The 24813-nt window shown below is 67.9% G+C and carries 24 protein-coding genes and 1 pseudogene; 15 read left to right on the top strand and 10 right to left on the bottom strand.

Annotated features, from left to right (window positions below; genetic code table 11):
• Window positions 1–229 precede the first annotated feature (229 nt).
• Both IEY89_RS32845 and IEY89_RS32840 read left to right on the top strand, forming a co-directional pair.
• Complete coding sequence (locus IEY89_RS32845) at window positions 230–1078, top strand: menaquinone biosynthetic enzyme MqnA/MqnD family protein (RefSeq protein WP_189151178.1); 849 nt, start codon at window positions 230–232, stop codon at window positions 1076–1078.
• Between the two features lie 111 nt (window positions 1079–1189).
• Window positions 1190–2923 carry a serine/threonine-protein kinase gene (locus IEY89_RS32840; protein ID WP_189151177.1) on the top strand — a complete coding sequence of 578 codons (1734 nt, stop codon included), beginning with the start codon at window positions 1190–1192 and terminating at the stop codon, window positions 2921–2923.
• A 10-nt stretch (window positions 2924–2933) separates the two neighbouring features.
• On the opposite strand, the gene IEY89_RS32835 is transcribed toward IEY89_RS32840, so the two are convergent.
• Both IEY89_RS32835 and IEY89_RS32830 read right to left on the bottom strand, forming a co-directional pair.
• Window positions 2934–3542 (bottom strand): hypothetical protein, encoded by a 609-nt coding sequence (locus tag IEY89_RS32835; RefSeq protein ID WP_189151176.1) that lies wholly within the window; start codon window positions 3540–3542, stop codon window positions 2934–2936.
• Between the two features lie 103 nt (window positions 3543–3645).
• On the bottom strand, window positions 3646–8238 hold the full coding sequence (locus tag IEY89_RS32830; RefSeq protein ID WP_189151175.1) for an FtsK/SpoIIIE domain-containing protein: 4593 nt from the start codon (window positions 8236–8238) through the stop codon (window positions 3646–3648).
• 275 nt (window positions 8239–8513) lie between these two features.
• Between IEY89_RS32830 and IEY89_RS32825 the strand changes: the two genes are divergently transcribed.
• Together IEY89_RS32825 and IEY89_RS32820 are read left to right on the top strand one after the other, a co-directional pair.
• Window positions 8514–8813, top strand: coding sequence for a WXG100 family type VII secretion target (locus IEY89_RS32825; RefSeq protein WP_189151174.1), 300 nt, complete (start codon window positions 8514–8516; stop codon window positions 8811–8813).
• Between the two features lie 591 nt (window positions 8814–9404).
• Window positions 9405–9998, top strand: a complete 594-nt coding sequence (locus IEY89_RS32820) for a hypothetical protein (RefSeq protein WP_189151173.1) — start codon at window positions 9405–9407, stop codon at window positions 9996–9998.
• Window positions 9999–10227: 229 nt separating this feature from the next.
• On the opposite strand, the gene IEY89_RS32810 is transcribed toward IEY89_RS32820, so the two are convergent.
• The 7 genes and pseudogenes from IEY89_RS32810 to IEY89_RS32780 all read right to left on the bottom strand — a co-directional run bounded on the left by IEY89_RS32810 (window position 10228) and on the right by IEY89_RS32780 (window position 15491).
• A complete protein-coding gene (locus IEY89_RS32810; protein ID WP_189151172.1) occupies window positions 10228–10842 on the bottom strand; it encodes a hypothetical protein in 615 nt (204 codons plus the stop codon).
• Window positions 10839–11516 (bottom strand): hypothetical protein, encoded by a 678-nt coding sequence (locus tag IEY89_RS32805; protein ID WP_189151171.1) that lies wholly within the window; start codon window positions 11514–11516, stop codon window positions 10839–10841. The genes IEY89_RS32810 and IEY89_RS32805 overlap by 4 nt, the downstream gene beginning before the upstream one ends.
• Window positions 11506–11925, bottom strand: coding sequence for a hypothetical protein (locus IEY89_RS32800; RefSeq protein ID WP_189151170.1), 420 nt, complete (start codon window positions 11923–11925; stop codon window positions 11506–11508). The genes IEY89_RS32805 and IEY89_RS32800 overlap by 11 nt, the downstream gene beginning before the upstream one ends.
• 13 nt (window positions 11926–11938) lie before the next feature.
• A complete protein-coding gene (locus IEY89_RS32795) occupies window positions 11939–13294 on the bottom strand; it encodes a putative T7SS-secreted protein (protein WP_189151169.1) in 1356 nt (451 codons plus the stop codon).
• A gap of 48 nt (window positions 13295–13342) precedes the next feature.
• Window positions 13343–13630 carry a hypothetical protein gene (locus IEY89_RS32790; protein ID WP_189151168.1) on the bottom strand — a complete coding sequence of 96 codons (288 nt, stop codon included), beginning with the start codon at window positions 13628–13630 and terminating at the stop codon, window positions 13343–13345.
• 103 nt (window positions 13631–13733) lie between these two features.
• The gene (locus IEY89_RS32785; RefSeq protein WP_189151167.1) at window positions 13734–14819 is read right to left on the bottom strand and encodes a hypothetical protein; all 1086 of its coding nucleotides are present in this window, start codon (window positions 14817–14819) and stop codon (window positions 13734–13736) included.
• Window positions 14816–15491: pseudogene (locus IEY89_RS32780) on the bottom strand (hypothetical protein). Before IEY89_RS32780 ends, IEY89_RS32785 begins: the two are co-directional and overlap by 4 nt.
• A gap of 980 nt (window positions 15492–16471) precedes the next feature.
• On the opposite strand from IEY89_RS32780, the gene IEY89_RS32775 reads away from it, so the two are divergent.
• From IEY89_RS32775 to IEY89_RS32735, 9 genes are all read left to right on the top strand, one after another.
• Window positions 16472–17200, top strand: coding sequence for a hypothetical protein (locus IEY89_RS32775; RefSeq protein ID WP_189151166.1), 729 nt, complete (start codon window positions 16472–16474; stop codon window positions 17198–17200).
• 16 nt (window positions 17201–17216) lie between these two features.
• Entirely contained in the window at window positions 17217–18134 is a 918-nt protein-coding gene (locus tag IEY89_RS32770) for a hypothetical protein (protein WP_189151165.1), read from the top strand.
• Window positions 18131–19441, top strand: a complete 1311-nt coding sequence (locus tag IEY89_RS32765) for a TadA family conjugal transfer-associated ATPase (protein ID WP_189151164.1) — start codon at window positions 18131–18133, stop codon at window positions 19439–19441. The genes IEY89_RS32770 and IEY89_RS32765 overlap by 4 nt, the downstream gene beginning before the upstream one ends.
• Window positions 19442–19524: 83 nt before the next feature.
• Window positions 19525–20529: a type II secretion system F family protein gene (locus IEY89_RS32760; protein WP_189151219.1), complete on the top strand. Its 1005-nt coding sequence runs from the start codon at window positions 19525–19527 to the stop codon at window positions 20527–20529.
• Window positions 20526–21449: a type II secretion system F family protein gene (locus tag IEY89_RS32755; RefSeq protein WP_189151163.1), complete on the top strand. Its 924-nt coding sequence runs from the start codon at window positions 20526–20528 to the stop codon at window positions 21447–21449. Before IEY89_RS32760 ends, IEY89_RS32755 begins: the two co-directional genes overlap by 4 nt.
• 76 nt (window positions 21450–21525) lie before the next feature.
• On the top strand, window positions 21526–21777 hold the full coding sequence (locus IEY89_RS32750; protein WP_189151218.1) for a hypothetical protein: 252 nt from the start codon (window positions 21526–21528) through the stop codon (window positions 21775–21777).
• Between the two features lie 49 nt (window positions 21778–21826).
• On the top strand, window positions 21827–22375 hold the full coding sequence (locus IEY89_RS32745) for a TadE family protein (protein ID WP_373287323.1): 549 nt from the start codon (window positions 21827–21829) through the stop codon (window positions 22373–22375).
• Window positions 22375–22806, top strand: coding sequence for a TadE/TadG family type IV pilus assembly protein (locus tag IEY89_RS32740; RefSeq protein WP_189151162.1), 432 nt, complete (start codon window positions 22375–22377; stop codon window positions 22804–22806). Before IEY89_RS32745 ends, IEY89_RS32740 begins: the two co-directional genes overlap by 1 nt.
• A 14-nt stretch (window positions 22807–22820) precedes the next feature.
• Complete coding sequence (locus tag IEY89_RS32735; protein ID WP_189151216.1) at window positions 22821–23291, top strand: pilus assembly protein TadG-related protein; 471 nt, start codon at window positions 22821–22823, stop codon at window positions 23289–23291.
• Between the two features lie 20 nt (window positions 23292–23311).
• Here the strand turns inward: IEY89_RS32735 and IEY89_RS32730 are convergent, their stop codons facing one another.
• Complete coding sequence (locus IEY89_RS32730) at window positions 23312–23665, bottom strand: hypothetical protein (protein ID WP_189151161.1); 354 nt, start codon at window positions 23663–23665, stop codon at window positions 23312–23314.
• A 123-nt stretch (window positions 23666–23788) separates the two neighbouring features.
• On the opposite strand from IEY89_RS32730, the gene IEY89_RS32725 reads away from it, so the two are divergent.
• Both IEY89_RS32725 and IEY89_RS32720 read left to right on the top strand, forming a co-directional pair.
• The gene (locus IEY89_RS32725) at window positions 23789–24436 is read left to right on the top strand and encodes a hypothetical protein (RefSeq protein WP_189151160.1); all 648 of its coding nucleotides are present in this window, start codon (window positions 23789–23791) and stop codon (window positions 24434–24436) included.
• An 83-nt stretch (window positions 24437–24519) separates the two neighbouring features.
• A partial coding sequence (locus IEY89_RS32720; protein ID WP_506004856.1) for a WXG100 family type VII secretion target occupies window positions 24520–24813 on the top strand: 294 nt, incomplete at its 3' end.

Genomic DNA, 24813 nt, shown 5'->3' with positions numbered 1-24813 from the left:
ACTTGTAAACAACTGCATTCATCTGAATACGACGAGAGCCCGCGGTCAGATGCTCCGCAGGCTCTGTACTGCAAGGGAAACCAAACTGCAACTTGGGGCGAGCCTAGCATGCAGGCACCCGAATGCAATAGAGGTCAAGATCACGTCACCCGGACGTTTGAGAGGCGGCGCGTGGCCTTGACAACCCCCGGGAGGGCGCACTGTTCCTCGTGCCCGTTAGCCTCGCGATGTGGACAATTCTCGCACCCGGCCGCGCGTCGGCCACATCCAGTTCCTGAACTGCCTGCCCCTGTACTGGGGGCTCGCGAGAACAGGCACGCTCCTCGACTTCGAGCTGACCAAGGACACCCCTGAGAAGCTCAGCGAGAAGCTGGTGCGCGGCGACCTCGACATCGGGCCCATCACGCTCGTCGAGTTCCTCCGCAACGCCGACGACCTGGTCGCCTTCCCCGACATCGCCGTCGGCTGCGACGGCCCGGTGATGTCGTGCGTGCTCGTCTCCCAGGTCCCGTTGGACCGCCTGGACGGCGCACGGGTGGCACTCGGCTCGACCTCCCGCACCTCCGTACGCCTGGCGCAACTGCTCCTGGCCGAGCGTTTCGGCGTACAGCCCGACTACTACACGTGTCCGCCCGACCTCAGCCTGATGATGCGGGAGGCGGACGCGGCGGTGCTGATCGGGGACGCCGCCCTGCGCGCCAACCTCCTGGACGGCCCGCGCTACGGCCTTGAGGTGCACGACCTGGGCACCCTGTGGAAGGAGTGGACGGGTCTGCCGTTCGTCTTCGCGGTGTGGGCGGCCCGGCGGGACTACCTGGAGCGCGAACCGGCACTGACCCGGAAGGTCCACGAAGCGTTCCTCGCCTCCCGTGACGTCTCCCTGGAGGAGGTCGCCAAGGTCGCCGAACAGGCGGCCCGCTGGGAGGAGTTCGACGCGCAGGTCCTGGAACGCTACTTCACGACCCTCGACTTCCGCTTCGGCGGACCGCAGCTGGCGGCCGTGCGGGAGTTCGCCCGCAGGGTGGGCCCCACGACAGGCTTCCCCGCGGACGTGGAGGTCGACCTCCTGGAGCCGTAGGCTGCTGGTCGCGGAGACGGGACCGGCGCGCTACGGGACCGGCGCGCGTGATGCGGGCGTATGCGTGTGCATGCGGGCGTATGAGGTGTGTACGGGGGAGAGGTGGGCGCCATGCAGCCGCTGGATGTCGGTGAGTCGACCGTCGTGGGGCCCTACCGGCTGCTCGGGCGGCTCGGCTCGGGCGGGATGGGCCGCGTCTACCTGGGGCGCAGCGCCGGCGGCCGTACCGTCGCGGTCAAGATCGTGCACCCGCACTTCGCGCTCGACGAGGAGTTCAGGGCCCGGTTCCGGCGCGAGGTCGAGGCCGCCCGGCGGGTCGGTGGCGCCTGGACGGCCTCCGTCCTGGACGCGGACCCGGAGGCCCCGGTGCCCTGGGTGGCCACGGCGTACGCGGCCGGCCCCTCCCTGACGGCGGCGATCACGGACGACGGTCCGCTGCCCCTGGATTCCGTACGGGCACTGGGCGCCGGCCTCGCCGAGGCGCTGACCGCCGTCCACGCGCTCAGCCTCGTCCACCGGGACGTGAAGCCCTCGAACGTCCTCCTCACCCTCGACGGCCCCCTCCTGATCGACTTCGGCATCGCCCGGGCCACGGACGGCACGGCGTCCCTGACGTCGACCGGTGTCTCGGTCGGCTCGCCCGGCTACATGTCACCGGAACAGATCCTCGGCAAGCCGGTCACAGGAGCGGCGGACGTCTTCTCCCTGGGCGCGGTACTGGCCTACGCGGCGACCGGCAGATCCCCTTTCCCCGGTGACTCCTCGGCGGCCCTGCTCTACAGGGTCGTCCACGAGGAACCCCAACTCGACGGACTCGGTGGTGAGTTGCGGGAGGTGGTCGAGGGGTGCCTGGCGAAGGACCCGTCGGCGCGACCGGCGCCCGGTGAGGTGGCCCGGCGGCTCGCTCCGGAGGGGGCGGCGCGGCTGGTGGCGGGCGGGTGGCTGCCGGGGCCGGTGGTGGAGCGGGTCAGCCGGAGCGCGGTGGCACTGCTGAATCTGGAGGTCGCGGAGGCGGAGGCTCAGGAGGGTGCGCTGTCCGGGCCGGTGGGGTTCGGGGCGCCTGCGGTGAGTGGGGCGGGGGTCGGGGTGGGAGAGTTCGGGCCGCCGCCGGTCATGCCGGGGTCGGTCCTTCCGGGGCTGCCGGGACCTCGGGACGCGGAGCCGGATCCGGATCCGGAGCCGGCCGATCGTACGCCCGGCAAGGTCTCCGTGAGCGTGGCGGCCACCTCGGCACCCGTCGCCGGCGGGCGCGGGAGGAAGCTGAGCTGCACGGTGGCTCTCGCGGTGGCGGGTGCGATGGCCGCGGTGACGGTGGGCTCGGCGTTCGTGTTCGACCTGCTGCCGGGCGGGGACGGGGACAACGGCGCGGCGAAGAGCAGCGGTTCCGAGGCGGCCAGTTCTCCGACGGCGAGCGAGGACTCCGGCTCCGACTCCGACCAGTCCGCGGAGAGCCCGTCACAGAGCACGGTGCCGGACCCGGCGACTGGCACGGGTGCGGTCCCCGCGTCCTACGTCGGCACCTGGGAGGGGCCGGCCGTCGCCCTCGACGGTGCGCTGCCGATGGGGACGTTCCGGGTGACGGTCCAACAGGCAGCCGTGGGCGACAAGTTGGGCACCTTCCGGCAGACCGACCAGATCGGCGGCATCTGCGACGACGTACTGATCCTGAAACAGGTGACGAAGACCCGGCTCGTCGTCACCTCGATCGCCGACAAGTCGAACAGGAACGTGTGCACCACGGGGTCGCACAGGGTGCTGCTCACTCCGGTCGGCGACGACCTGAAGTACGAGACGGACAACCCGGAGGCGGGGGATCCGGTGGCCCGGATGTCAAGGGTCGAGTAGCCGGCGAAGGTCAAGTGCCTTCGGGGGAAGTCGAGTTGGCTGTGTGCTTGGTGGCGTACCTGTAGAGCGAGGCCGCGCCGATGAGCAGGGCGCCGAGGATCACGGCCCAGATGTACGGGTTCTGCTCGTGCACCCAGCAGGGAGCACCCTCGCGGTAGCAGTCGGGGCCTCGGTGGCGCGGCTTGGGGCGGAAAGCGCCCATGAACACGACGAGGATCGCCGCGCCGACCGCCGTACCGGAAAACGAGATCGCTCCCCGGGTGAACCAACCCCGTTCAGGTGTACGCCAGTTGACGCCACGCAGCGGCATGACGGCAGCGGCTGAGGCCCACGGAAGCAACACCCCGGCCGAGACGGCGAATCCGTACCCGTCCCCCGGCCAGCGGGGAGCCAGGCCGCTCCAGATACCGGGCCCCCATACCTGGCCGCCGGCGAACAGCCCGCTGATCGCGGCGACCCCCAGGACGCCGCCGCTCCAGCGGAGCACACCGGCCCGGCTCGGGCCACGCCGCCGACGCTCGGGGGCGGCCGGTGCGACCGTACGCCCTCGCGCCCGCTCGTACACCAGCGAGCCCTTCGCCGCTCGTCGCCGCTTCGGCCTGGCCGAGCCCCCAGCCATGAGTACCGCACCCCTCGCATCACTTCACGTCAACGCCCGGTGTGCCCGGTCCCGGTCGACCGGGACCGGGCACACCCGTGCTGCTGCTCGCCTCTTCTCGGACTCATCCAGGGATGACGACCGTCCGCAACTCCCCATCCCCCAGATGCAACATCCCCTTGCCCGGCGCGACCTGCCCACCCACCATGCTCCGGTTGATGCGCACCCCGATCAGATCCCCGCTCGAAGACTCCTGCGGGGACAGCAGAATCCCCCGCCGCCCCTTCTTCGCGTCGACCTGCCAGCCGCTGAACCCGCTGCAGACATCCTCCTCGTCACCGGCGATGACCAGCCCGAGCCCGCGCTCCGCACCCCGCGAGACGATCTTCTTCATCTGGCTGGCGGCGTCACAGTCCTCGAGGATCTCCCCGTCGTCGATGAGAACCACGATCGGCTCCTCGACCGACGCCTGGTCGATGAGCTCCTCGAAGTCGTCCTCGTCGATGTCGTCGCCCGTGTACATCTTCAACACCCCGTCCGCACCGTCCAGTTGACGCAACGGCGACTGACGCGGGGCCGCGATGACCAGACGTACGCCCTGGGACAGATACGACTGCGCGAAGTTCATCAGCACCGTCGAGCGGCCCGACTTGGCCGGCCCGGCGATGACGAACGTCGGCACACCGGTCGCGAGGTCGGGACCGAAGCCGGTGATGTCGTCGCCACCGATACCCACGAGGCCCCAAAGGCGGGAGCCGGAGGTCTCCGGGTCGCGCATCCCCCACGCGTCCGCGAAGGAGATCCGGGAGGGGAGGCTGTCGACGCGGAACGGGCGCCGGGAGCGCGGGACTTGGGCGTCCCGGGCCGCCGCGGCCTCACCGATCGCCGTGATCGCGGCGGCCTGGCCCTGACCGGTCGTGTCCTCCGACAACAGCGCGAACTGGGTCTCGATACCGGACTCGTTCTTGTAGCCACGGCCCGGCGGAATCTCCTCCGGGACCTTGCGGTGCGGGATACCGAGCGTCGAGAAGTCGCTGCGGTCGGCGAGCCGCAGCCCGTACTTCTCCTCGGTGAGCGTGGCGATCCGGCCGACCAGCAGCGTGCGGTCACCGGTCAGGACAAGATGGATGCCGACGCTCGCACCCTCACGCATCATCGTGGTCAACTCGTCGGTCAGCGAACCGTGGTCGACCTCGCCGAGGGTGGGCACCCAGCCCTCCCAGCGGTCCAGCAGCACGACGATGTGCGGCAGCCGCTCGTCCGCCGCAGACGCGGCCCGCTGCTCACCGATGTCCGCGAACCCCTTCTCCGCCAACAGGTCCTGGCGGCGCGACATCTCCCCCTTGAGCCGGTTGACCAGCCGGATCACGCGCTCGGTCTGGTTACGGCTGACGACAGCCCCGCAGTGCGGCAGCCGGCTCAGCGCGTTGAGCGCGCCGTTGCCGCAGTCGATGCCGTACAGGTGGACGTCGGCGGTGGAGTGGGTGCGGGCCAGCGAGGCCGCGATCGTCCGCAGGATCTGCGAACGGCCGCTGCGCGGGGCACCGCCGATCATCAGATGCCCGAAGGTGGAGAAGTCGACGACGACCGGGCGGCGCGCCTGGGCGGCCGGCAGGTCCTCGATGCCGTACGGGACGGGCGCCAGCTTGCCCGTGCCGTGGTCGGCGAAGGCCGGGACCTCGATCTCGTCGAGCAGCAGCGTCTCGGAGAGCGCGGGCAGCCAGGGGCTGTGCTGGGGAGGGATGCCGAGCGACCGGTTGGCGTCGCGCACCGCGTCGACGAGCACCTTGAGGTCGGTGATCTCCTCGTCCTCCCGTGCCTCCACCTTCGGCTTCTTCAGCGCGGCCCGGCCCAGGTCCTCCCAGGCCAGCGGGCCCGACCAGGGCATGAGGACCGCGGGGTCCGCGGCCCCGGGCCGGCGACCACCGACCCGTCCGGACTGGAAGGGGACGAGGGAGGCGTGCCCGAGCCGTACGTACGCGCGCCCGGGGGTGTTCTTGGAGATGTGCCCGGCCTCCGGCGAGTCGATGACGTCGGACGACTCACCGCCGTCCGTCACGCGCAGCGCGATACGGAGGTTGGTGTTGGCGCGGATCTCCGGCGACACGACACCCGACGGCCGCTGCGTGGCCAGCAGCAGGTGGATACCGAGGGAACGGCCTCGCTGGGCGATGTTGACCAGCCCGGTGACGAAGTCCGGGAGGTCGCGCACCATCGAGGCGAACTCGTCGATGACGATGAGGAGTCGGGGAACGGGCGCGTGCGAGGGATCCCTGCGCACGAGATCCTGGTAGTCCTCGATGTCCTTGGCGTCGGCAGCCGCCAGGATGTGTTCCCGGCGGTGCAGTTCGGCGCCGAGCGATTCGAGGGCCCGCTCGACGAGGTGGGCGTCGAGGTCGGTCACCATGCCGACGGTGTGCGGGAGATGCACACAGTCCTTGAAGGCGGCGCCACCCTTGTAGTCCACGAGCACGAACGTCATGTTCTCGGGGGTGTTGGCGACGGCGAGCGCCGCCACGATGGTCTGCAGCAGCTCCGACTTGCCGGAACCGGTCGTACCGGCGATGAGCCCGTGCGGACCGTCCTTCCGGATGTCGATGCCGAACGCGCCGTCGTACGACTCACCGATGACCGCCATCGTCGACTGCCCGCCCATGCGCCAGCGCGCGGCGATCGCGTCGGGCGTCGGCGGCTCCAGCTGAAGTACGTCGAGCAACCGGCTCGAGCCGGGCAGCGCCGAGTCCTCGGTCTCGCCGCTGATGTCACGCAGCGCGGACAGGGACCGGGCCAGACGCAGACACCAGGCGGCGGAGACGAAGTCGGGCCGTACGTCACGCACGCGCTCCGCGCTCTCCTCCTCGACGCGCAGCCGCAGCTTGTCGGCCTGGGCCCGCGGGTCGGGCTCGCTGTCGGCGGCATGCCAGGCGTGGAAGGACGGGAAACCGCCCGCGACCTGCGGTGGAGACGGTGTGCCGCTGGCGTACGCCGGGTCGGCGTGCTCCTCGGCCTTGGGCTCGGCGACCACGAAGGCCTGGCACTCACCGGGCAGGAACCGCTCCTCGGCGTCGAGGCAGAGGGCGTACATCGCCACCGCCGGCCCCTCCCGCAGCAGCTTGACGACACCGGGAAGCGACCGCAGCCGCCGGGACCCGTCCCACACGACAACAATGTCCGGGTCGCTGAACGACGCCCGCTGCCCCTTGTTCTGCTCAAGAGCCTTCTTGCGCGCGTCGAGGATCTGCGTCAGCTCACCGATACGCGCGCCGACGGTTTCGGCATCGGTCCCGATGAGGACGTTGACGTCCTGCCCGCCGGACGGCCTGGTGTGCGGCAGCCAGCGGACCCAGTCCCAGCTGTCCTGCGCGGTGCTCTCGCTGAGCACGTAGAACTGGACGTCCATGGGGCTCTGCAACGCGGCGGTCTGGGCGATGGCCCACCGCCCGAGCGCGCGGGCCGAATCCCCGGGACCGGCCATACCGATCACCCCGAGCGAGCGCAGCGACAGGGCGACAGGGGCGTCGTCGATCTTCCAGGTCACCTGACGCCGGTGCTCGTCCTGCTCCGGGTCGTCGAGCACGACCTCGGACGGCAACTGCCCGGTGCCGACCCGCAGCAGCAGATGGTCGCGGTCGGTGCGTCGCCGCTCCCACAGCCGCGTACGAGGCCCGGTGCCGAGGGAGAGCACGGTGGCGGGGTCGGGAATGGCGTGCCGCCGGTCCTGCCGCTCCGCGACAAGGGCGTCCTGAGCGTCCTTCTCGATCCGCGCCTTCTGCTCCTTGTACTCCTTGACCTGCTTGGCATGGGACTTGCGCCCGTGCTTCTTGTCCATGAAGTAGTTGGCGAAGAGCAGGATCGGGCTGAGGCCGGCCATGATCAGGTAGTACCAGCGCCCGAAGATCGCCACGGCCACGATCGCGCCCACCAGGGGCGTCAACGCCATCAGCCAGGGCAGCGGCCGGGCCTCGAAGTCCCGGGGCGGCGACGGCAGCCGGAACTTGGTCTGCCGGTCGGGGGCACGCAGCCGGGGCGGCCGGTTGTAGTCGAGGCCGACGCCGTCCTCGGACCACTTGAGGGCGGCGTTGGGCGGGGTGTAACGGGCCAGCTCGACAAGGGAGTTGCCGATGGCGATCTGCCCGCCGAGGGGCCACTCGTCACCCTCGATGTCCTTGATCGGCTTGCCGTCGAGGGTGACACCACCCTCGTCCTCATCCTCACCCCCGCCCTTCCCGCCGTGCACTTTGACCTGGCAGGTGCCATCGGTTGCAACTGACAACGTGAGGGCGCGGGCGTCGACCTCGGGATCGTCGATCCGGATGTACGAGCCGGGCCCGCTGCCGATGTCGTACCGCCCGACCCCGAGCCGGTGCACGAACCCGGCGACGGGCCCGCCCACGACCCGCAGCTCGACGAGCCCGGTCGGCTCCCCGGGCAGACACCCGGCCGGATCCTGCAGGCTGACAACGGCCCCTTCACGCAAGGGCGATCCGGAGACGTTCGAACTCGGGTCGACGGCGTAACCGTCGACATAGACAAGGGGGGAGTTGTTGGCCGGTACCTGCCCGTGATGCCCGAGCGGAATGATCTGGGCACCGCTGTGGCCGACCTGTTTGGCCAGTTCCTGGGCGATGTCCCCGACGGTGGACTCGGGATCCGCGTCGAGCACGACGTCGGCGGTACTCCCGCCGAACGGATCGACGACGGTCAGAGTCAGGCGCACGGTTGTCCTCCCCAACGGCCCCCGTGGCCGCTTCGACAACGCCGGCCACCGTACAGAGCGACGATATCCGCTCCCTATGACAGAAGGGCAACGGGTGCGATCGGGACTCTTCCCTATGGTGAATCGGTGACGGAAAGGTGTGGAACAGTCTTGTTCCAGAACCGGGATGTCTCCACTCGTGCCACACCCGTAAGCTGCTGCCTCAGCCAGTTGGAACTTGGAACAGGGAAGCCACGGGGGTTGGCCCTGCGGCACTTTGACGAGGGAGCGGCTTCATGGCCAAAGACCTTGATGTCACATACCAGGACATGCGGGATGCTGCCAAGCATGTCGTGAAGGAGAAGGAACGGCTCCAGGAGAAGCTGGACGGCCTGCGCAAGTACATCGCGAACCTGGTCGAGTCCGGCTACGTCACGAAGAGCTCGTCGAAGGCCTTCGACGAGAACTTCGAGGAGTTCACCCGCGGCGCGAAGGACACGCTGGACGGCCTGGACGGCATGGGCGACTACCTGACCATGGCCGCGGACAAGTTCGAGCAGATCGACGAGGAACTGGCTAAGTCGGCGAAGCGGTAGGCGAAGAGGTTGCCGAAGCGGCAGTCGAGGCAGTAGCCGAGGCACAGTTCAGAGGCAGGGACTGCGAGGCGCCGACCTGGTGCGGCAGCGGATGCTGTACGCACCGGGCGGCGCCCGGTCGTGTCCCCTGCGTCGACTTTGGCCTCGTCAGCTGTTGGGGTGGGAACTACGGGCACTGCGGGGACTGCTCGGGAGGGGTTGTCGGAGTACGTCCTCTCCGCGGAGGCCGACTCGGCGCGAGCGGCGCGGATCCTCTCTGCTCTGACCGTCGTTGATGTGTTGGGCCCCTTCTTGCGCATCAGCTCACCAGTTCACCAGTTCACCAGCTGTTTGTCCTGTGACCGGCTCGATGCTGGGGAGCCGTCGTGACTCCGATCGTCCAGAGGGACGACCGCTGTCTCCCTCGGCGGCCGGGAGCCAGGCTGGAGACACTCATGTATGGAGTGCTGCCGACCGGCGCCGAGAGCGTGTTGGGTCACCCTCCTGTCCTGGACCGTCGAGTGGTGAGTGCGGAGAAAAATGACAGTGAAATCGTCCCGGGCCGACGTGAGCCCAGGGCGTGCGGATGAGGTCTCCTCGCGGCGAACCGCGATGATCCGCTGGTCTCTCTGTGCCCTCGCGTGCGCCGGCGGTTCCGCAGGACTGGGCTGGCTCGTCCCCGCGGCACCTCTGCCGAACCCTTTCGACGGCGCGGCTCTGCTGCTGGCCTGGATCGTGCTGCCGTTCGCGGCCGTACTGGTACCCCTGCTGTGGCTGCGCCGAATTCCGCTCAAGCAGCGAAAGGTCGCGTGGCAGTTCATCATGCCTGTTGTCGCGGGAGTGGTACTGGGCGTGCTCGGCAAACAGGCGGGTGATCAGGTCGGGTTGGCGGATCGCGGCCGGTGGACCGAGGCCGTGGTGGTGCACAAGGAGGAGGGCAAGACCGACAGGTGCATGATGCGGACGTCCGGCGGGCGTGAGATCTGGCCTTCACTTTCGGAGGGAGACGGCTGTAGGGAGTCGGTATCGGAGGGGGACACACTGCGTGTCCGCTACGACCCCGAAGGCGTCGCCCGACCGGTTGATGACGTGGACACGGCCTCGTACGGGGAGTTGCTCGCGTATCTCATGGTGGCGGCCGTGGTGATGGGTACGTGGGGTGGGGTGCGGCAGAGCCGATGGGACCGGGAGTACGACGCCACCTGAGACGGGCCGCATCGTCCGCCCAGGTGGCCATACGCGACTCAAATGCCCCGGCCGAAGCCACACTGGCCTTCCGCTTCGGAGCCTTCGCGGTGTTCGTCGAGGTAACCGAGGCCGTCGCTTCGCTTCGCGCACGGCCGCCTGACCGTGACCTACCGACCCAGTTCTCGCCGCCGCTCTCCAGGCCGGCGGAGGCAAGACCGAGTGGCCTCCGCTGCCCAGACTTTTCAGTTCAGGGAATCCAGATCGCCAGGGAGTGCGCGAGGTTCTCCAGATCCTCGGAGGCGCTCATGAGACGCGGAATGTCATCGATCGCGGTCCACATCACTACATCTGCCCCGTGTTCCTCGACCTGCCACGCGTAACGCACGCAGGCGAGCAGGTGCGGTGAGTCGTCCTGGGGGACGTACCGGAAGGTTGTCAGGCCTTCCCCCAGCCGCTCGGCCTTGAAGGTCTTGACGACCGGCGGTTCGACGGCCTCCGGATCGTCCGCCAGAGTCAGGGACCGAAGAGTCTCCTCGCGGGGACGTTCGGCCGGCCCGATGGCCACGCAGACGGGGATCGGGAGGTCGGTGGGGTGGTCGAGGTGCAGGAAGAGCCAGTGCTGCGAGCCGGGCGGGCAGAAGGACTCGGCGCAGCGGGTGAGGGTGGTGCCTACGAAATCCACGCCGTTCGGACCCGGATCGAGTCCACGGTCCTCCCACAGGTCCTTCGCGTACTCACGACCCCAGGCCTGGATGTCGTCCCACTCCTCGAACGGGGCCGACGGGCCCGCGCGGGGCGGAACGACGACCCAGTTGTACTCGTCGACGTACTCGATGTCGATGATCGGCCAGAACTCGCTCATCCCCGCCTCCAGCGGAAGTTCGCCATCACGGCGTCGAACCACTCCACGAGAACCTCGGCCAACTCGTCGCGCGGGTTCCCGCCTCCGATGGTGGAGAAGGCGGCCACGAACCAGCGGTCGGGATCGCCCGGTACGGCCACGATGTATTCCACCCGCCGTGAGGGCAGCTCCGCGCCCCGGTCCGGGTTGGCTGCGGCCACGTACTCGTGGCGCACTGCGAGGGCACCGTCGATCTCCCCCGAGCTGAGATCGGCCCCTTCCGCCGCGTCACGGGACAGTAGTTGCACGGCTACGTCGGTTGGTTCAGCTGTGCTGTTCGCCCCGGGGCGCCGTGGAAGCACGCTTTCCGAGACGAGGATTGAGGCGCCCAGGCTGAAGTTGAACTCGCTGCCGCCCATAGGCTTCACCGGCAGGTAGAGGTCAAGGCCCTTGGTCTGCTGGGCCTGCGCGACGCCCCGCCGGAACCTTCGAGCCAGCTCCCGCTTGTACGGGCCAACCTTGTCGGGTGGCGCGTCCTTGGGAATCCGGGTAAAGGCATCTTCAAGGATGTGGTGTATGGCTTCCTCGGTGCCGTGGCGCAGAGGGATCTGGGCCCACTGGTCGGGGAGGAGGAGACGGTAGCCAGAGACCAGTGTGGCGGCTTTATCCGATGTGGTGGCTTGGTCAGTGGTCACGGGCGGCCTCCTTGCCGTTGAGGTACCGGATGCCCACGAAGGTTCCGATGCTCGCGGCGACCGCGATCCAGAGGATCCACACGCCTTGGAAAACCGCGAAAGCTAGCCCGTAGAGGAAGTAGAAACTCAGCGGAATCCTAAGAAAATTACGCTCACCTGCGAACGAGGCCCAGTCCTGCGGGCGCCGCGCCAGAAAGACCAAGATTCCCGGAGTGAGCGAGCACAGGGCCCACTCCCAGGTCGGCATCGAGATCAGTTCCTTGTCGAAGAAATCCTTGGTCATGGGGCCGACGAAGACACGCAGCAACGCCAGGATAAAGACCACTTTGACGGCTGCCATGCCGTACAGAAGGTTCGGCGCTCGCAGGTTGGCCTGGTCGGCTTCCCCAGTGCCAGGGACGTCGGTCATCAGCGGGTTTCCTTCACCATTGCGAGCCTACGGGCGCGGTCATTCCGTCCTTCATCCTGCCGTACTCGCCACCGCTGACAGCGTCCCCGCTCTTGTCGGACACGTCCAGCACGGTGGAAACACCCCACGAGCCCCGGATGACATCCTTGTGGCGCGCTGCCTGTCGAGCGTTGTCGGCGAGGATGCTGCTGTCTGGGTACTCGTCCCGCAGCTTGTTGATGTCCTTCATCTGGCGGCCGAGTGCCTTGTCGCCCAGCGCGTCGGCTGTTTCCTGCGCGTTGACCTGGGGCATCTCGGCGTCGCGCACCTCGTCGGAAGCACGCTTGCCGGCCGCGCGGTTCTCGCCTTCCATGCGCAGGCGGCGGGCGCGGGCAGCTTCACGGTTCTTGCGCGACGTGCCACCACGTTTCCGCCCCTCGCGGGCCGCGGTATTCCTTGCTCCCGCGTTTCCCCGTGAAGCCTGCGCCGCGGCCTTGTCCTTGGCCAGCCCGGCCGCGGTCTTTCGGGAACTTGCCTGGAGGGCTTTGACCGCCTTGGCTGCCTTGATGCCGTTCCGTGCCATTTTGAGCGCACCGATGTCCATGATGACGTCGAACCATGAGCCGTTCCCGGTGAGCGCTTGGGTGAGATGGATCAGTGTCACGGCGATGGTCAGCGCGAGTGCCAGGGGCCCGAGGAAAGGGAAGAACATGGCGGCGATGCCCACGATCGTCGCGGCCCAGCTCAGATACTCGGCCCAATCGCCGAGCCATTCGGCGTCAGCCACCCACCCCTTGACGTCGTTCCACCAGCTGTCCTTCATGTCGTCATCAATGGACGACCGAATCTTGCCCGCGAAGTGGCCGGCCCGCTCCTCGTAGTCGCCGGCCGCCGTGTTGACCCGCTTCCGCGCGTCCTCCAAGTCCTCCTTGGCGCGCTTGAGTTCGGGGTCCTCCGCAGGGGTACCGTCGTCCTTCCCGCTCTCCCCGTTCTTGTCCTTCTTCTTTTCTGAGTCCGCCTTGTCTTCTGCCTTGGCAGCGTGACGGTCGATGATGCGCTGGGCTTCTTGAGCGTCACCGAGAGCCTTGTCGGCCTTCTTCTGGAACTCCTCCAGCTCGTCTGCCCAGTTGGACAGGTGTCCCTTCACCTCGCGATAGCGGTCCTCCGCCTCGTCGAGCTTACGGCCCAGGCCGCGGGCGTCTTCGCCCAGCTTCTCGGCGTACTGGCCCTTGAGATTGTCGGCGTCGGCCATCGCCGTGAGCGCCGCGGCCTGCGTACGCAAGAACTCGGCGATCTTCTTCATGTGCGTGACCTGGCTGCGGATGCCCTCGGGATCCCCTGGTACGGGATCACTCTCGCGTAGTGGGTGCCAGTCCTTCGGTCGTGCCATTTCTCCCCCAGAAGAAGGCGTTCAGCCGGCGTACGGGACGTACGGCCTCTATTTCTTCTTTTTGCCGGCCTTGGCCAGCTCGTCGTCGAGGTTCTTGAACGTGTCCCGAGTCCCCTCGACCATCTTCCCGACGGACTCCAGCGACTCCAGTAGACGCTTGCGGTTGTCGTCCCAGTTGTCGATGAATTCGGTCATGGCTTCCTTGAGTTCGGAGGCTCCCACGACCGACTTGATTTCGTCCTTCCATTCGCCGAGGTTCTTGAACTCGCGCTGAATGGTGTTGAGTTGTTTTGCCGACGTATTGAGCAGATCGAAATCGACGATCAGGTCCGACATTGACATTCCCCCGAATGTCCGTAGTGAGGCGCGAGTGGTGGAGATGTAGGCGCAGGGCGGTTTTTATGGGCAGTACGAGACCCAGGTGGTGATGGTTCCGCGCTCACCGGTTGACGGCCTGGATCTCCTGGACGGTGATCGCCTGTTCGCTGCCGAAGGTGCCGTTGGGCAGGTCGCCGCCCGCGCCGCCGGTGCCGGTCCAGGCGATGTCCCAGGTGATGGTCGCCCTGAGCTTGTACGTTCCGTCGCCCGAGGAGCGGAGGTACTTGAGCCCGCAAGGCGGTGTCAGGTTGGACTTGCCTTGAGCGTAGGGCTCGCCGATGGAACCGTCGGCGTTGATGACGCACTCGCCGGAGGCCGGGTAGATCTCTGCGTCCTCGGTGCCCGGCTCCAGCCTGAGGGACACCGGCCTGGCGGTGGTCGTGGCCTGGATGTTGAAACCCGGGGCGTTGAGGGCGGCCGTCGCCTGGACCTCGTCGAAGACGGCTTTGTCGAGCCAGGCCCAAGTCGGCAGGTTCACCTTGGTGTTGGCCGCGGGGGCGAGGGTGACCTTGGTGTCGGGGAGTTGCATGTGCTGGTAGGCGAGGCCGGCCAGTATCTCCGGGCTGATGGCCTGTTCGTACTGCGGTGGCGGGGCTTCGCCGTTGTCCACCCAGAAGGGGAGGTCGCTGCAAGCGGTTCGCTTGAGGACGTCCGGCTCGTTGGGGTTCTCGACGCCGGCCCAGAACATCCCCTCACCGTCCTTGTCGACGTTGTAGTCCTTGTAGCCGGGGGTGTCGGTCCAGCCGTAGTCGTCCTCGTAGTGGCGCTGCACCTCGCCGATCGCCGAGCCTGCGGTGCCTCCCATACCGGGAGTGCTCAGCGAGTCCTCGATGCTCTTGGACATCTTCGCCTTGAAGTCCTTGGCGCCGAGGTAAGGGGCGTACCAGCAGGCGGGGGGCGTCCAGTTGACGTCGGCCGACGTTACGTTGCCGGTGTTGCCGCCCTTGGCGACTGAACCGGAGTACTGGATCTTGGCGGCGGCGTAGATGCCGGTGTCGTCACTGCCGCCCGATTGTTTTGTGTCCGAGCCTTGGGTGTTGCCCGGCAGCTCTCCCGCGTAGGCCGGTTCTGCAAGGGCAAGGATGCCCAAGGCCAGCGTTAGGGCAGTAGCGCGGGTGCTGAGGGCTGCACGCCGTGACCTGTTCACTGACACTTCGCCGCCTTCGCCTCGACGTACACCTTGGACGCCTGCCACAGACTGTCTCCAGTGGGGAACTTGACCATGATGATCTTGAAGTAGTCGAAGTCCGTGATGCTGGGCGCGCCCTTCAGGACCTTTCCGGTCTTGACCTCTTTGGAGTAGAACTTGGTCGAGTCCACACAGAATGCGACCTCCACCGAGTTCCCGTTCGAGGCGGACCGGGTGGTGGCCTGGTAGTGGCGCCGGGTGCCGGTTGCCGGTTGCCGTCCAGTCGCCTTTGAGCCTGACGTCGATCTGTGTCTTCGCGTACTTCAGCCCATTGCCGGTGGAGTAGGCGGTCAGGGCCGCGTCCTTGGTCGTGCGCTTGTCGACGCCCCGGTAGATGGCACGGATGTAGTTGGCGGCGTCGTCCATCGCAGCCGCTTCGTTCTTGTTGGTCGGCTTGGTCCAATCGAAGACCAGGTTGATGTCCTTGGGCAGGGACACGTCCACGCCGTCCGGCTTGTCCGCCGCCGCTGACGCCGAGGGTTCCGTCGACGTTGCCGGTGTCGCCGTGCTCTGTTCGGCGCCGGCGATTTTGTCGTTGTCGGTGGACTTGCCGTCTCCGCTGCCGCAGGCCGTCAGCAGGGCGGCGGACGCGACGAGCGCGGCAGCAACGGGCAAAGAACGGCGCTTCAAGGTGGGCTCCCCGTGAGATGTCGATACAGCTGAGAGCCCTGACGGTATCTGGGGCGCCTGTGGTCCTGCCAGCCTGGACTGCCTTCACAGCGGGGGTGTTTGTGAATCTATTGGTGCAAAATCGATGCGCCCTGTGTCCTGATCGTGTCCACCCACGGATGCACGTGGCCCGGACGGTGGGACGACGTCAGAGGGCAGGATATTTCGGCCGTCTTCGCGGCAGCTACGGGCCCGTTGGGGTACCCGGCACCTCAGGGACCCGGTCCGCCTGGCTGTCTGTCACGCTTCCCGCGTCGGGAAAGTGCTGGTGTCGACCTTCACGCGCTCTCCGGTAGCCAGAGTGAAGCTGACCGGTTCCCCCGTACGGGGTCTCGATAGCCCGTCCATATCCGGAGGCGTGCGGCTCCGACAGCAGCGTGACTTTCTATGAGCCTGGACGAGGTCCTGGAGTTCTTCGAGGGGGCGCTGTGGGAGGGAACGCGGTAGTGACCGATGTCCCTCGTGCGACGGAATCGGGCGTCCCCTGAAGGGGAGCAGTAGGGGATCATGGCGCGGCCTCTTCCGGACCCGTCCCGGCGTCGCGTGAGCGAATCGTGCAGGGCTCATGGCAGACCCGTGGTGAAGGGTGGGGCGGTGGCCCGGGTTGTCTGGCCTGCGGATGTCGGGTCGGCAACGGATTCGCGCGTGCACAGCGGGTCTCGTATTCATATCGCTGTGCTCAACGGGGAACCGCACGGTCGAAGTTGCACGTGAATAACGTTGTGTCCCGGGCTGTTCACGATCCAGAACGCGCCTTGAGGGGCTTATGTGCGGCTGATACGGTGCCATGGCTTGACACTCACTCCAGCGCTGGCTAATCGGCCGGATCGGGCGGTACGTCCAGCAAGGGTGTATAGCGTGCGTCGCGCATGCCGCGAGTGAAGTGTCCTATTTAGCACGTAAATTGGCAGAATTTTCTTGGGTGTACGGGGAGCTGTTGCGTGAAGATCCAAGAGCGTACGGGTGCGGGCGGCGGCCGTTCCTCGGTGCCCGCTCAGCCGATGTCCGGTGAGCGACTCCCGGCACCGCCTCGCGAGCGCAAACCGGCTCTTGCCGCCCTTGCGGTGCTTCTGATTCTGGTCGGTGCGCTGGGCGCGACGATGCTCGTGCTGCGGGCGGGGGACCGGATCGAGGTCGTCAAGGTGACCGCTCCCATCCCGGCCGGGGGGTCCGTCAGCAAGGCGAACACGGCGTCTGTCCTGGTCGCGGCCGACGACGGCATCGACTACATCCCGTGGGAGCAGTTGAACGGTCTGATGAAGCTGAAGGCTGTCAGCGCGATCCCTGCGGGAGTCGTTCCTGTCGGGCAGATGTTCACCGGCGAGACCGGCCTTGCCGCCGGGCAGGCCATCGTCGGGCTCTCCCTCAAGGAGGGGCAGTACCCGGGGAGCCTCAAGCAGGGTGACCTCGTCGCCGCCTACCGCGTCACCTCCAACGGCACCGGTACCGGATCGAGTACGGGCTCCACTGACTCCTCCTCGTCCGGCGCCGGCACCAGCCTGATCGTGGACAAGGCGAAGGTCACCGACTTGAAGAAGGCCGATGACAGTGAGGTGATAAGCAGCACCAACCTGCCCGTCACCCTCACCGTAGACGCCACCAAGGCCGCCGAGCTGGCTCAGGCCGCTGCCGCGGGCCAAGTGGCTCTCGTGCTTATCCCCAGCAGCTGAAGGCGGCCCCGGAACCATGGCGCTCATCGTTCTTGCCGCCGACAAGGGCTCACCCGGCGTGACCACCGCGGCCGTCGCGCTCGCGGCGGTCTGGCCTCGGCGGGCGCTGCTCGCCGAGACCGACCCGGCCGGCGGTGACCTCGTCTACCGCAGTGCCGCCGCGCACGGCGGGATGCTCAACCCCAACACCGGCATGCTGTCGATTGCCGCGACCGCGCGGCGCGGGCTCGTTCCTGATCAACTCTGGGACCACGTACAGCCGTTGAGCGGTGGCCTCGAAGTGCTCGTCGGGCTCGGCATCGCCGAACAGGCCGCCGGGCTCGCCGGGCTCTGGCCCACCCTCGGCAGTGCCTTCGCGCAGCTCGGTGACTCCCCGAACGCGCCCGCCGACGTCATCGCCGACTGCGGACGCATCAGCGGGGACACGCCTGTCGTCGAGCTGTTTCCGCATGCCGCGCTCGTGCTGCTCATCTCGCGTACCGAGCCCGAGGCCATCGCCCGCGTGCGCGACCGTGCCGCCGCCCTCTCCGCCAAGCTGCACGGTGGTCCGCGCGGTGCCGCCAGTCTCGCCACACCCCTCATCGGGGTCGTCCTCATCGCCGATCCGAACAACTCGGGCAAGCTGGTCAACCAGGTCAACGACATGCTCGTACACGCGCAGACGGGTGCACGCGTCGTCGGCACGCTCGCCGAAGACCCGGCCGGGGCCGAGCAGTTGGCCGGGCGCAAGCGCGGGCGGCTCGACAAGTCGATGCTCATCCGGTCGGCCCGCAAGGTGACTTCGGACCTGTATCAGCAGTACGGGGCCGCCTGGACCGTACCCAGCCAGGTCCAGATCCAGGGGCAGGTGCCGGGCCAGGGCCACCAGCCTCCGATGCACGGGCAGCCCGGTCACGCCGGTGGTCAACCCGGCCATGCCGGAGCCGGCCGATGACCGCTGTCGACCACTCGCTGGTCAAGCGGTTCCGGCAGGAAGCCGGTGACCGGATCTCCGAGCAGCGTCGGCTCGACCAGGCTTCCAACGTCACGCCGATGTCCGGTGAGGACGAGCGGCAGTACGCGCGGGCCGTCATCGCCCAGATCCTTGAGGACCATGCCCGGACGGAGATCAACGCCGGGCGTACGCCGCTGGATGCCGAGACCGAGGAGCAGTACGCGGCTGCCGTGCACGCCGCGCTGTTCGGCGTCGGGCGGCTGCAGCCGCTGCTCGACAACGTCGACGTCGAGAACATCGACATCAACGGGTACGACCAGGTCTTCGTCGGGTACTCGGACGGGCGCGAGGTCGCGGGGGATCCCGTCGCCGAGTCCGACGAGGAGCTCATCGAGCTCATTCAGGTGCTCGGCGCGTACTCCGGTCTCTCCTCCCGGCCCTTCGACTCCGCCAATCCGCAGCTCGACCTGCGGCTGCCTGACGGGTCGCGTCTGTCGGCGGTCATGGACGTGACCCGGCGGCCGGCGCTCTCCATCCGTCGTGCGCGTATGGGGAAAGTCTTCATCTCCGATCTTGTCGGCAACGGCACCGTGACTCCGGAGGTCGCGCACTTCATGGCCTGTGCCGTGCGCGCCCGGAAGAACATCATGATCGCGGGTGCGACCAACGCCGGTAAGACGACGCTGCTTCGGGCCCTCGCCAACGAGATCCCGCCGCACGAGCGCCTCATCACCGTCGAACGTGCGCTGGAGCTGGGCCTCGACCAGTTTCCCGAACTCCACCCCAACGTCGTGGCGTTCGAGGAGCGGCTGCCCAACTCCGAGGGCCAGGGCATGATTTCGATGGCCGAGCTGGTGAGGCGGTCGCTGCGTATGAACCCCTCGCGCGTCATCGTCGGTGAGGTGCTCGGCGACGAGATCGTGACGATGCTCAACGCGATGTCGCAGGGCAACGACGGTTCGCTCTCCACGATCCACGCCAACAGCTCGCACGAGGTCTTCAACCGTATTTCCACCTACGCCCTCCAGGCGACGGAGCGGCTGCCCATCGAGGCCAGCCAGATGCTCGTCGCGGGCGCCGTCAACTTCGTCGTCTTCATCACGCGGCGCAACAACTTCCATACGGGCGGCCGGCTTCAGCGCATGGTGACGTCGGTCCGCGAGGTCAACGGCGTGGACGGCCGCGTGCTGTCCAGCGAGGTCTTCGCCGAGACCCCGGACGGCCGCATCGTGCCGCACGCGCCCATCTCCTGCCTCGACGATCTGGTCGCGCACGGGTACCGGTTGCCCGGCGGGAACTGGGGGTGACCATGACGACGTACAGCAATATGCATACCTACGGGGACTCGTACGGGCACACGTACTCGGCGGCCGTCGGCTCGCTCGGCTCCATGGGCGGACTGTTCTCCATCGAGGTCCTGTACTCGCTCGGAGCAGGCGTCGCTGTCGGCGGCGGGCTCGCGCTGCTCGCGGTCGCGATCCGCGGTTTGCCGGTCAAGCCCGAGCACGAGAAGCAGAAGGCCACCGAGCGCGCGAACGAACTCATCCGGTTCGCGGGCCAGCGCGGCTCGCTCGCCGCCCTCGTCGGACTCGCCGTGCTGGTGCTCACCCGGTGGGCGGTGGCCGGTATCGCTGCCGGCGTCCTCGTCTTCTTCTGGGACCGCCTCTTCGGCGGCGCGGCCGAGGAACGGGCCGGCATGCGGCGCGTGGAGGCCCTCGCCTCCTGGACGGAGTCGCTGCGCGACACGATCGCCGGTGCGGTCGGTCTGGAGCAGGCGATCCCGGCGTCGGCGCGCGCGGCGGCACCCGTACTGCGTCCGCACCTGGACGCGATGGTCGACCGGCTCCGCTCCCGCACCCCGCTTCCCGAGGCGCTCCAGCAGCTCGCGGACGAGATCGACGACGCGTCCGCCGACATCATCGTCGCGGCGCTCATCCTCAACTCGCGGCTGCGCGGCCCGGGTCTGCGTCAAGTCCTGGGCGCACTCGCGAAGTCGGCACGCGAGGAGGTCGACATGCGTCAGCGCGTCATGGCCCAGCGGTCGTCGACTCGCCGCTCCGTACAGATCGTTGTCGTGGTGTCGGTCGGCTTCGTCCTCGGACTCGCCATCTTCAACCGGGAGTTCGTCGAGCCGTACGGAACGCCGATCGGACAGCTCGTACTCGCCTGTGTCTGCGGCCTGTTCGCGCTCGGTTTCTGGTGGTTGCGCAAGCTGTCGACCATCGAGACGCCCGAACGCTTCCTGGTACGGGATGACACGTCCGTGCAGTTCGTGCGGCCGGCCCGGACGCCGAACCCAGGGGCGCAAGGAGCGCATGGCGTGCAAGGCGCGCAGGGACAGCCGCCGTACGGGGCCGGTGCCGGCGCTGGCGCTGAAGAGGGGGTACGTCGATGAACGATCTGACCATGCCCGTGCTGGTCGGCGCCGTCCTGGGCCTCGGCATCTACGTCCTCGTACGGGCGTTGATGCCGTCGAAGCGGAGCGCGGTCTCGCAGGTCGCGCGCGTCGACGCGATGCGGGCGCGGGGGACGGCGTACGAGTCGGCCCATCGCACGCAGGACGCCGGCCGGATCGGCTCGTTCCGCGCCCAAGTGGGTGCCCGCGTCTCGGACTTCTACTTCCAGCAGGGCTGGGAGCAGCGCTCACTGCGGGCCGACCTGGCCGTCCTGGACCGGAGTTGGGAGAACTTCCTCGCAACTAAGGTGCTGCTGGGGGCGGCCGGTCTGTTCTTCGGCCCGTTCCTCTTCGTCATCGTCCTGACGCTGGGCCTCGGCAGGAGCCCGGCCATCCCGGTCTGGATGGCGCTGCTCTTCGCGCTGGTCTTCTTCTTCCTGCCCGACCTGGAGGTACGGCGGGACGCTGCCGACAAACGGCGTGACCTGCGGCGCGTGATCGGGGCGTATCTCGACCTGGTGTCGATGAGCCTGGCCGGCGGCCGGGGTCTGCCCGAGGCGTTGATGGCGGCGGCGGAGGTGTCGGACGGCTGGGCCACCCAGCGCATCCGCAACGCTCTCGCGGACGCCCGTATCACCGGCACCAGCCAGTGGCAGGCGCTCGGTTCGCTGGGCGAGGAACTGGGCGTAGAGGAACTCAAGGACCTCTCCGCCTCCCTCGCCCTGGTCGCGGACGACGGCGCGAAGGTCCGCGAGTCGCTCGCCTCCCGCGCGGAGACGATGCGGCACCGCGAACTGGCGGAGATCGAGGGCAGCGCGGGCGAGAAGTCACAGTCGATGCTCGTGGCCCAACTGCTCCTGTGTGCGGGGTTCCTGGTGTTCCTGATCTATCCGGCGGCGATGCGCGTGTTCCAGGTCTGAAGTCGTTTCCCGTACTGCCCATGGCCCATGGCCAATGCCCCAAGATGTTTTGAGAGGACAACTCACCATGAACGGATTGAACGGACGGAACTTCGGCACCGGGATCCCGGCAATGGACTTCCTGGTCACCTTCCTGCAGGGCCGTGTGCAGCGCGCCCGCTCCGGTGAACTGGACCGCGGTGCGTCCGCGGTCGAGTGGGTCATCATCTCCGCGGTCGTCGTGGCGATCGTCGGCGTGGTCGCCGCGATCATCAACACCGCGCTGAGCGACGGCGCCAACAAGGTCGGCGACTGCATCAAGGGCGCCAAGGCAAGCGGCACCTGCTGATCGTACGTACGAAAACGGGGTGTACGGGGTCGAGTTGACGGGGTTGCTCGTGGGTGGCGCAGGCAGATGGGTACGCCGCAGGGTGGAGGCCGCACGGAAGTCGGCGTCCGCCCGCGGCGACGCCGGGACGTCGGACTCCGGCAGGTCCGGCTCCGGCAGGTCCGGCTCCGGCACGTCCGGTTCCGCCAGGTCCGGCTCCCGTACGTCCGACTCCGGCATGACCGCGATCGAGTTCGTGCTGCTGACGCCCGTGCTCTTCTTCATGATCTTCGCGACAGTGCAGTTCGCGCTGTACTTCTTCGCGGACCACGTGGCCCAGGCGGCGGCCCAGGCCGGTGCCCGCAAGGCCCGCGCCATGGCGCACGACCAGCCGGGCGCGTGGCGGGGTGAGGCGCAGGACGTGGTGGACAGCTACATCCAGCAACTGGGCCCGACCCTGGTCCTGTCGCCGGACGTGACGATGCTCCAGCCGGAGCAGAACACGGTGGGCGTGGAGATCACGGCACGGGTGCCCATGGTGTTCCCGGGCTTCGATCTGACCGTGCACGCGCAGTCGGTGGGACCGGTGGAGCGGTTCGTGCGGGAGGGGGAGAACTGATGAACCTGCCGTCCTGGGTGCCTTCCTTCGCGCGGAACCACGGCGACCGAGGCCTCTCCACCATCGAGGTGGTGATCCTCGCCCCCGTGATGATCATGTTCATCCTGGTGCTGGTGGCCTTCGGGCAACTGGTCGACGGGCGCGGGGCACTTGACGGGGCGGCGCGGGACGCGGCCCGGGCCGGGTCGATCCAGAAGGATCATGTGACGGCGATGGCGGAGGCCAAGAAGGCGGCCGAGGCCGACCTGACGGACGTCTGCTCGGGCCCGGTCACCGTGACCCAGACCAGCGCCGGTTTCGAGCCCGACACCATCTTCTCGGTCGAGGTGAGCTGCGAGGTGCGGGGCCTGGCGATGCTCGGCCTGGACATCCCGACGACACTGACAGCGACCTTCAGCTCACCGCTGGACCCGTTCCGGAGGACAGTGTGACGCCGAGACCGAGAGTGCCCTCTGCCGTACGCGACTGGCGCGACTGGTCCGAGCGTCGGTGGGCCCGCCTGGACGACCGAGGCTCGGGGGCGGGCGCGGTGATCATCTTCGCCCTCCTCTTCCTCTCCCTCTCCGCCTTCGTGATCGACGGCGGCATGTCCATCTCGAAGCGGGAACGGGCGGCGGACATCGCGGAACAGGCGGCGCGTTACGCCGCCCAGGACATAGACCTCGAAGCCCTCTACGGCAACGCGGCGGGCGGAGCCCCGATCAACTTCCAGAACTGCGACGCACGCGTGAAGGCCTTCGCCCAGGAGATGGGCATGTCCGCCGCGGACACGGGCGCGTCCCACTGCGTGGCGGCGAACGCCGACGAGGTGCAGGTCGAGGTGCAGTTGACGTACTCACCGGTGTTCACGGGGCTGTTCTACGGCGGGGACGTGACGGTACGGGGCGAGGCGGTGGCGGAGAACGAGGTGGGGTGAGGGGGTAGGTAGCCCTCAGCTCACTGGGCGCCACCGCTGTTGCCCTGGCCGCCGCCACCCCGGGTGTCCTTGGTCGTCATCTTCTCGTTGACCTGCTTGGCGAGTTCGTCGTCGAGCTTCTTGAACTCGCGTACGACGGCGTCGGACATGTCGGCGAGGGCGTCGAGCTGCTGGGTGATGTCCTCGCGGCCGTCCTCCCAGTTGGACTCGAAGTCCTCCAGCGCGTTGTTCACGCTGCCGTCGCCGATGTCGTCCTTGTAGGACTCGAAGAGCTTCTTGGTGTGGTTCAGCCGGGTCTTGACGGACCGCAGCCGGCTGCCGTACTCCTCCAGTTCGCTCAGCGGGAGCGTGAGGTCGGACTTGCCCTTGCCCATGTGTGAGTCCCCCAGGAGCGCCTCGTAGTCTGACCAACGTCTGATCGGCACCGTACAACGGAACGATGCGGGCACGGGAGATCGAGTCGACGAGTGGTCGAGTGAACGGGGTGGAGTGAGGACATGGCCCGCTACAGCGAAACGCAGACGGTCGAGCGAGGTGGGTTCCGGATCAAGGTGCCCGAGTCGTGGTGGGAGTTCGACGTGCGCCCCGAGTCCCGTGACGACTCCATCCGGCGCATGGTTGACGAACGGGTGCGGCAGCGCACGGAGTTGGCCCCGTACCGCGACACCTACACCGAGTTCCTGCGGAAGGCGGCGGCGGACGCGTGGAAGTCGGGCGCGCTGTACTGCGGTTGCATGGCGGAGAGCTTCGGCGGGGACACCCCGATCACCGGCTCGGTGACCGTCTCGATGGTCGGCGGCCGTAAGGCGGACGGCGAGCCGCTCTCGACCGACCCGGCGGTCATCGCCGCCCAGTTGGCGGTCAAGGAGGCGAAGAGGGAGGGCGACTCCTGGCGCAAGGTCACGACCGTCGACATCCCCGGTGTCGGCTCGGCGGCGCGTACGTACGGCGTCGAGGACATCGCCGTACCGGGCGACGAACTCGGCCGCACCATCCGCGCTGTGCTGATGCAGACGTTCATCCCGGTGCCGGGCCAGGAGGGCAAGGTGGCGCTGGTGGCGGGCAGCAGCCAGGTGCTGGACCTCGCGGAGTCGTTCTTCGACATCTTCGACGCGATCACCTCAACGTTCCGGTTCGCCGAGTAGCTCCTTCACATCGAACGACCCTTCCTTGTAGGTTCACGTGTGCACACGGTTGTTGATGACGTGTATGTGACGGGGGTTGCGGGATGGTGGGGTATCGGCCGGCGGATTGGCATGTGCTGGACCTCGACAAGGACCCGACGCCGGGTGATCCGGATCGGGTGCGTCAACTGGCTCGTACGTTGCATGACTTCGCGGATGATGTCGCGGACGCGTTGCGGTTGGTCAAGGGGATGGCGTCGGAGAACGAGACGCTGGAGTGGGCGGGCAAGACCGCTGAGGTGTTCCAGGACGAGTTCTCGGATGTGCCGAAGAACTTGAAGAACTTGAAGAAGTTGAAGAAGTCGTACGACCTGTGCGGCGATGCGCTGGTGGGTTAC

This window comes from Streptomyces lacrimifluminis (assembly GCF_014646095.1).
Classification (GTDB): Bacteria; Actinomycetota; Actinomycetes; order Streptomycetales; family Streptomycetaceae; genus Streptomyces; species Streptomyces lacrimifluminis.
The sequence above is the reverse complement of the archived record's forward strand: the minus strand, read 5'-3'. Positions and strand labels throughout refer to the sequence as shown.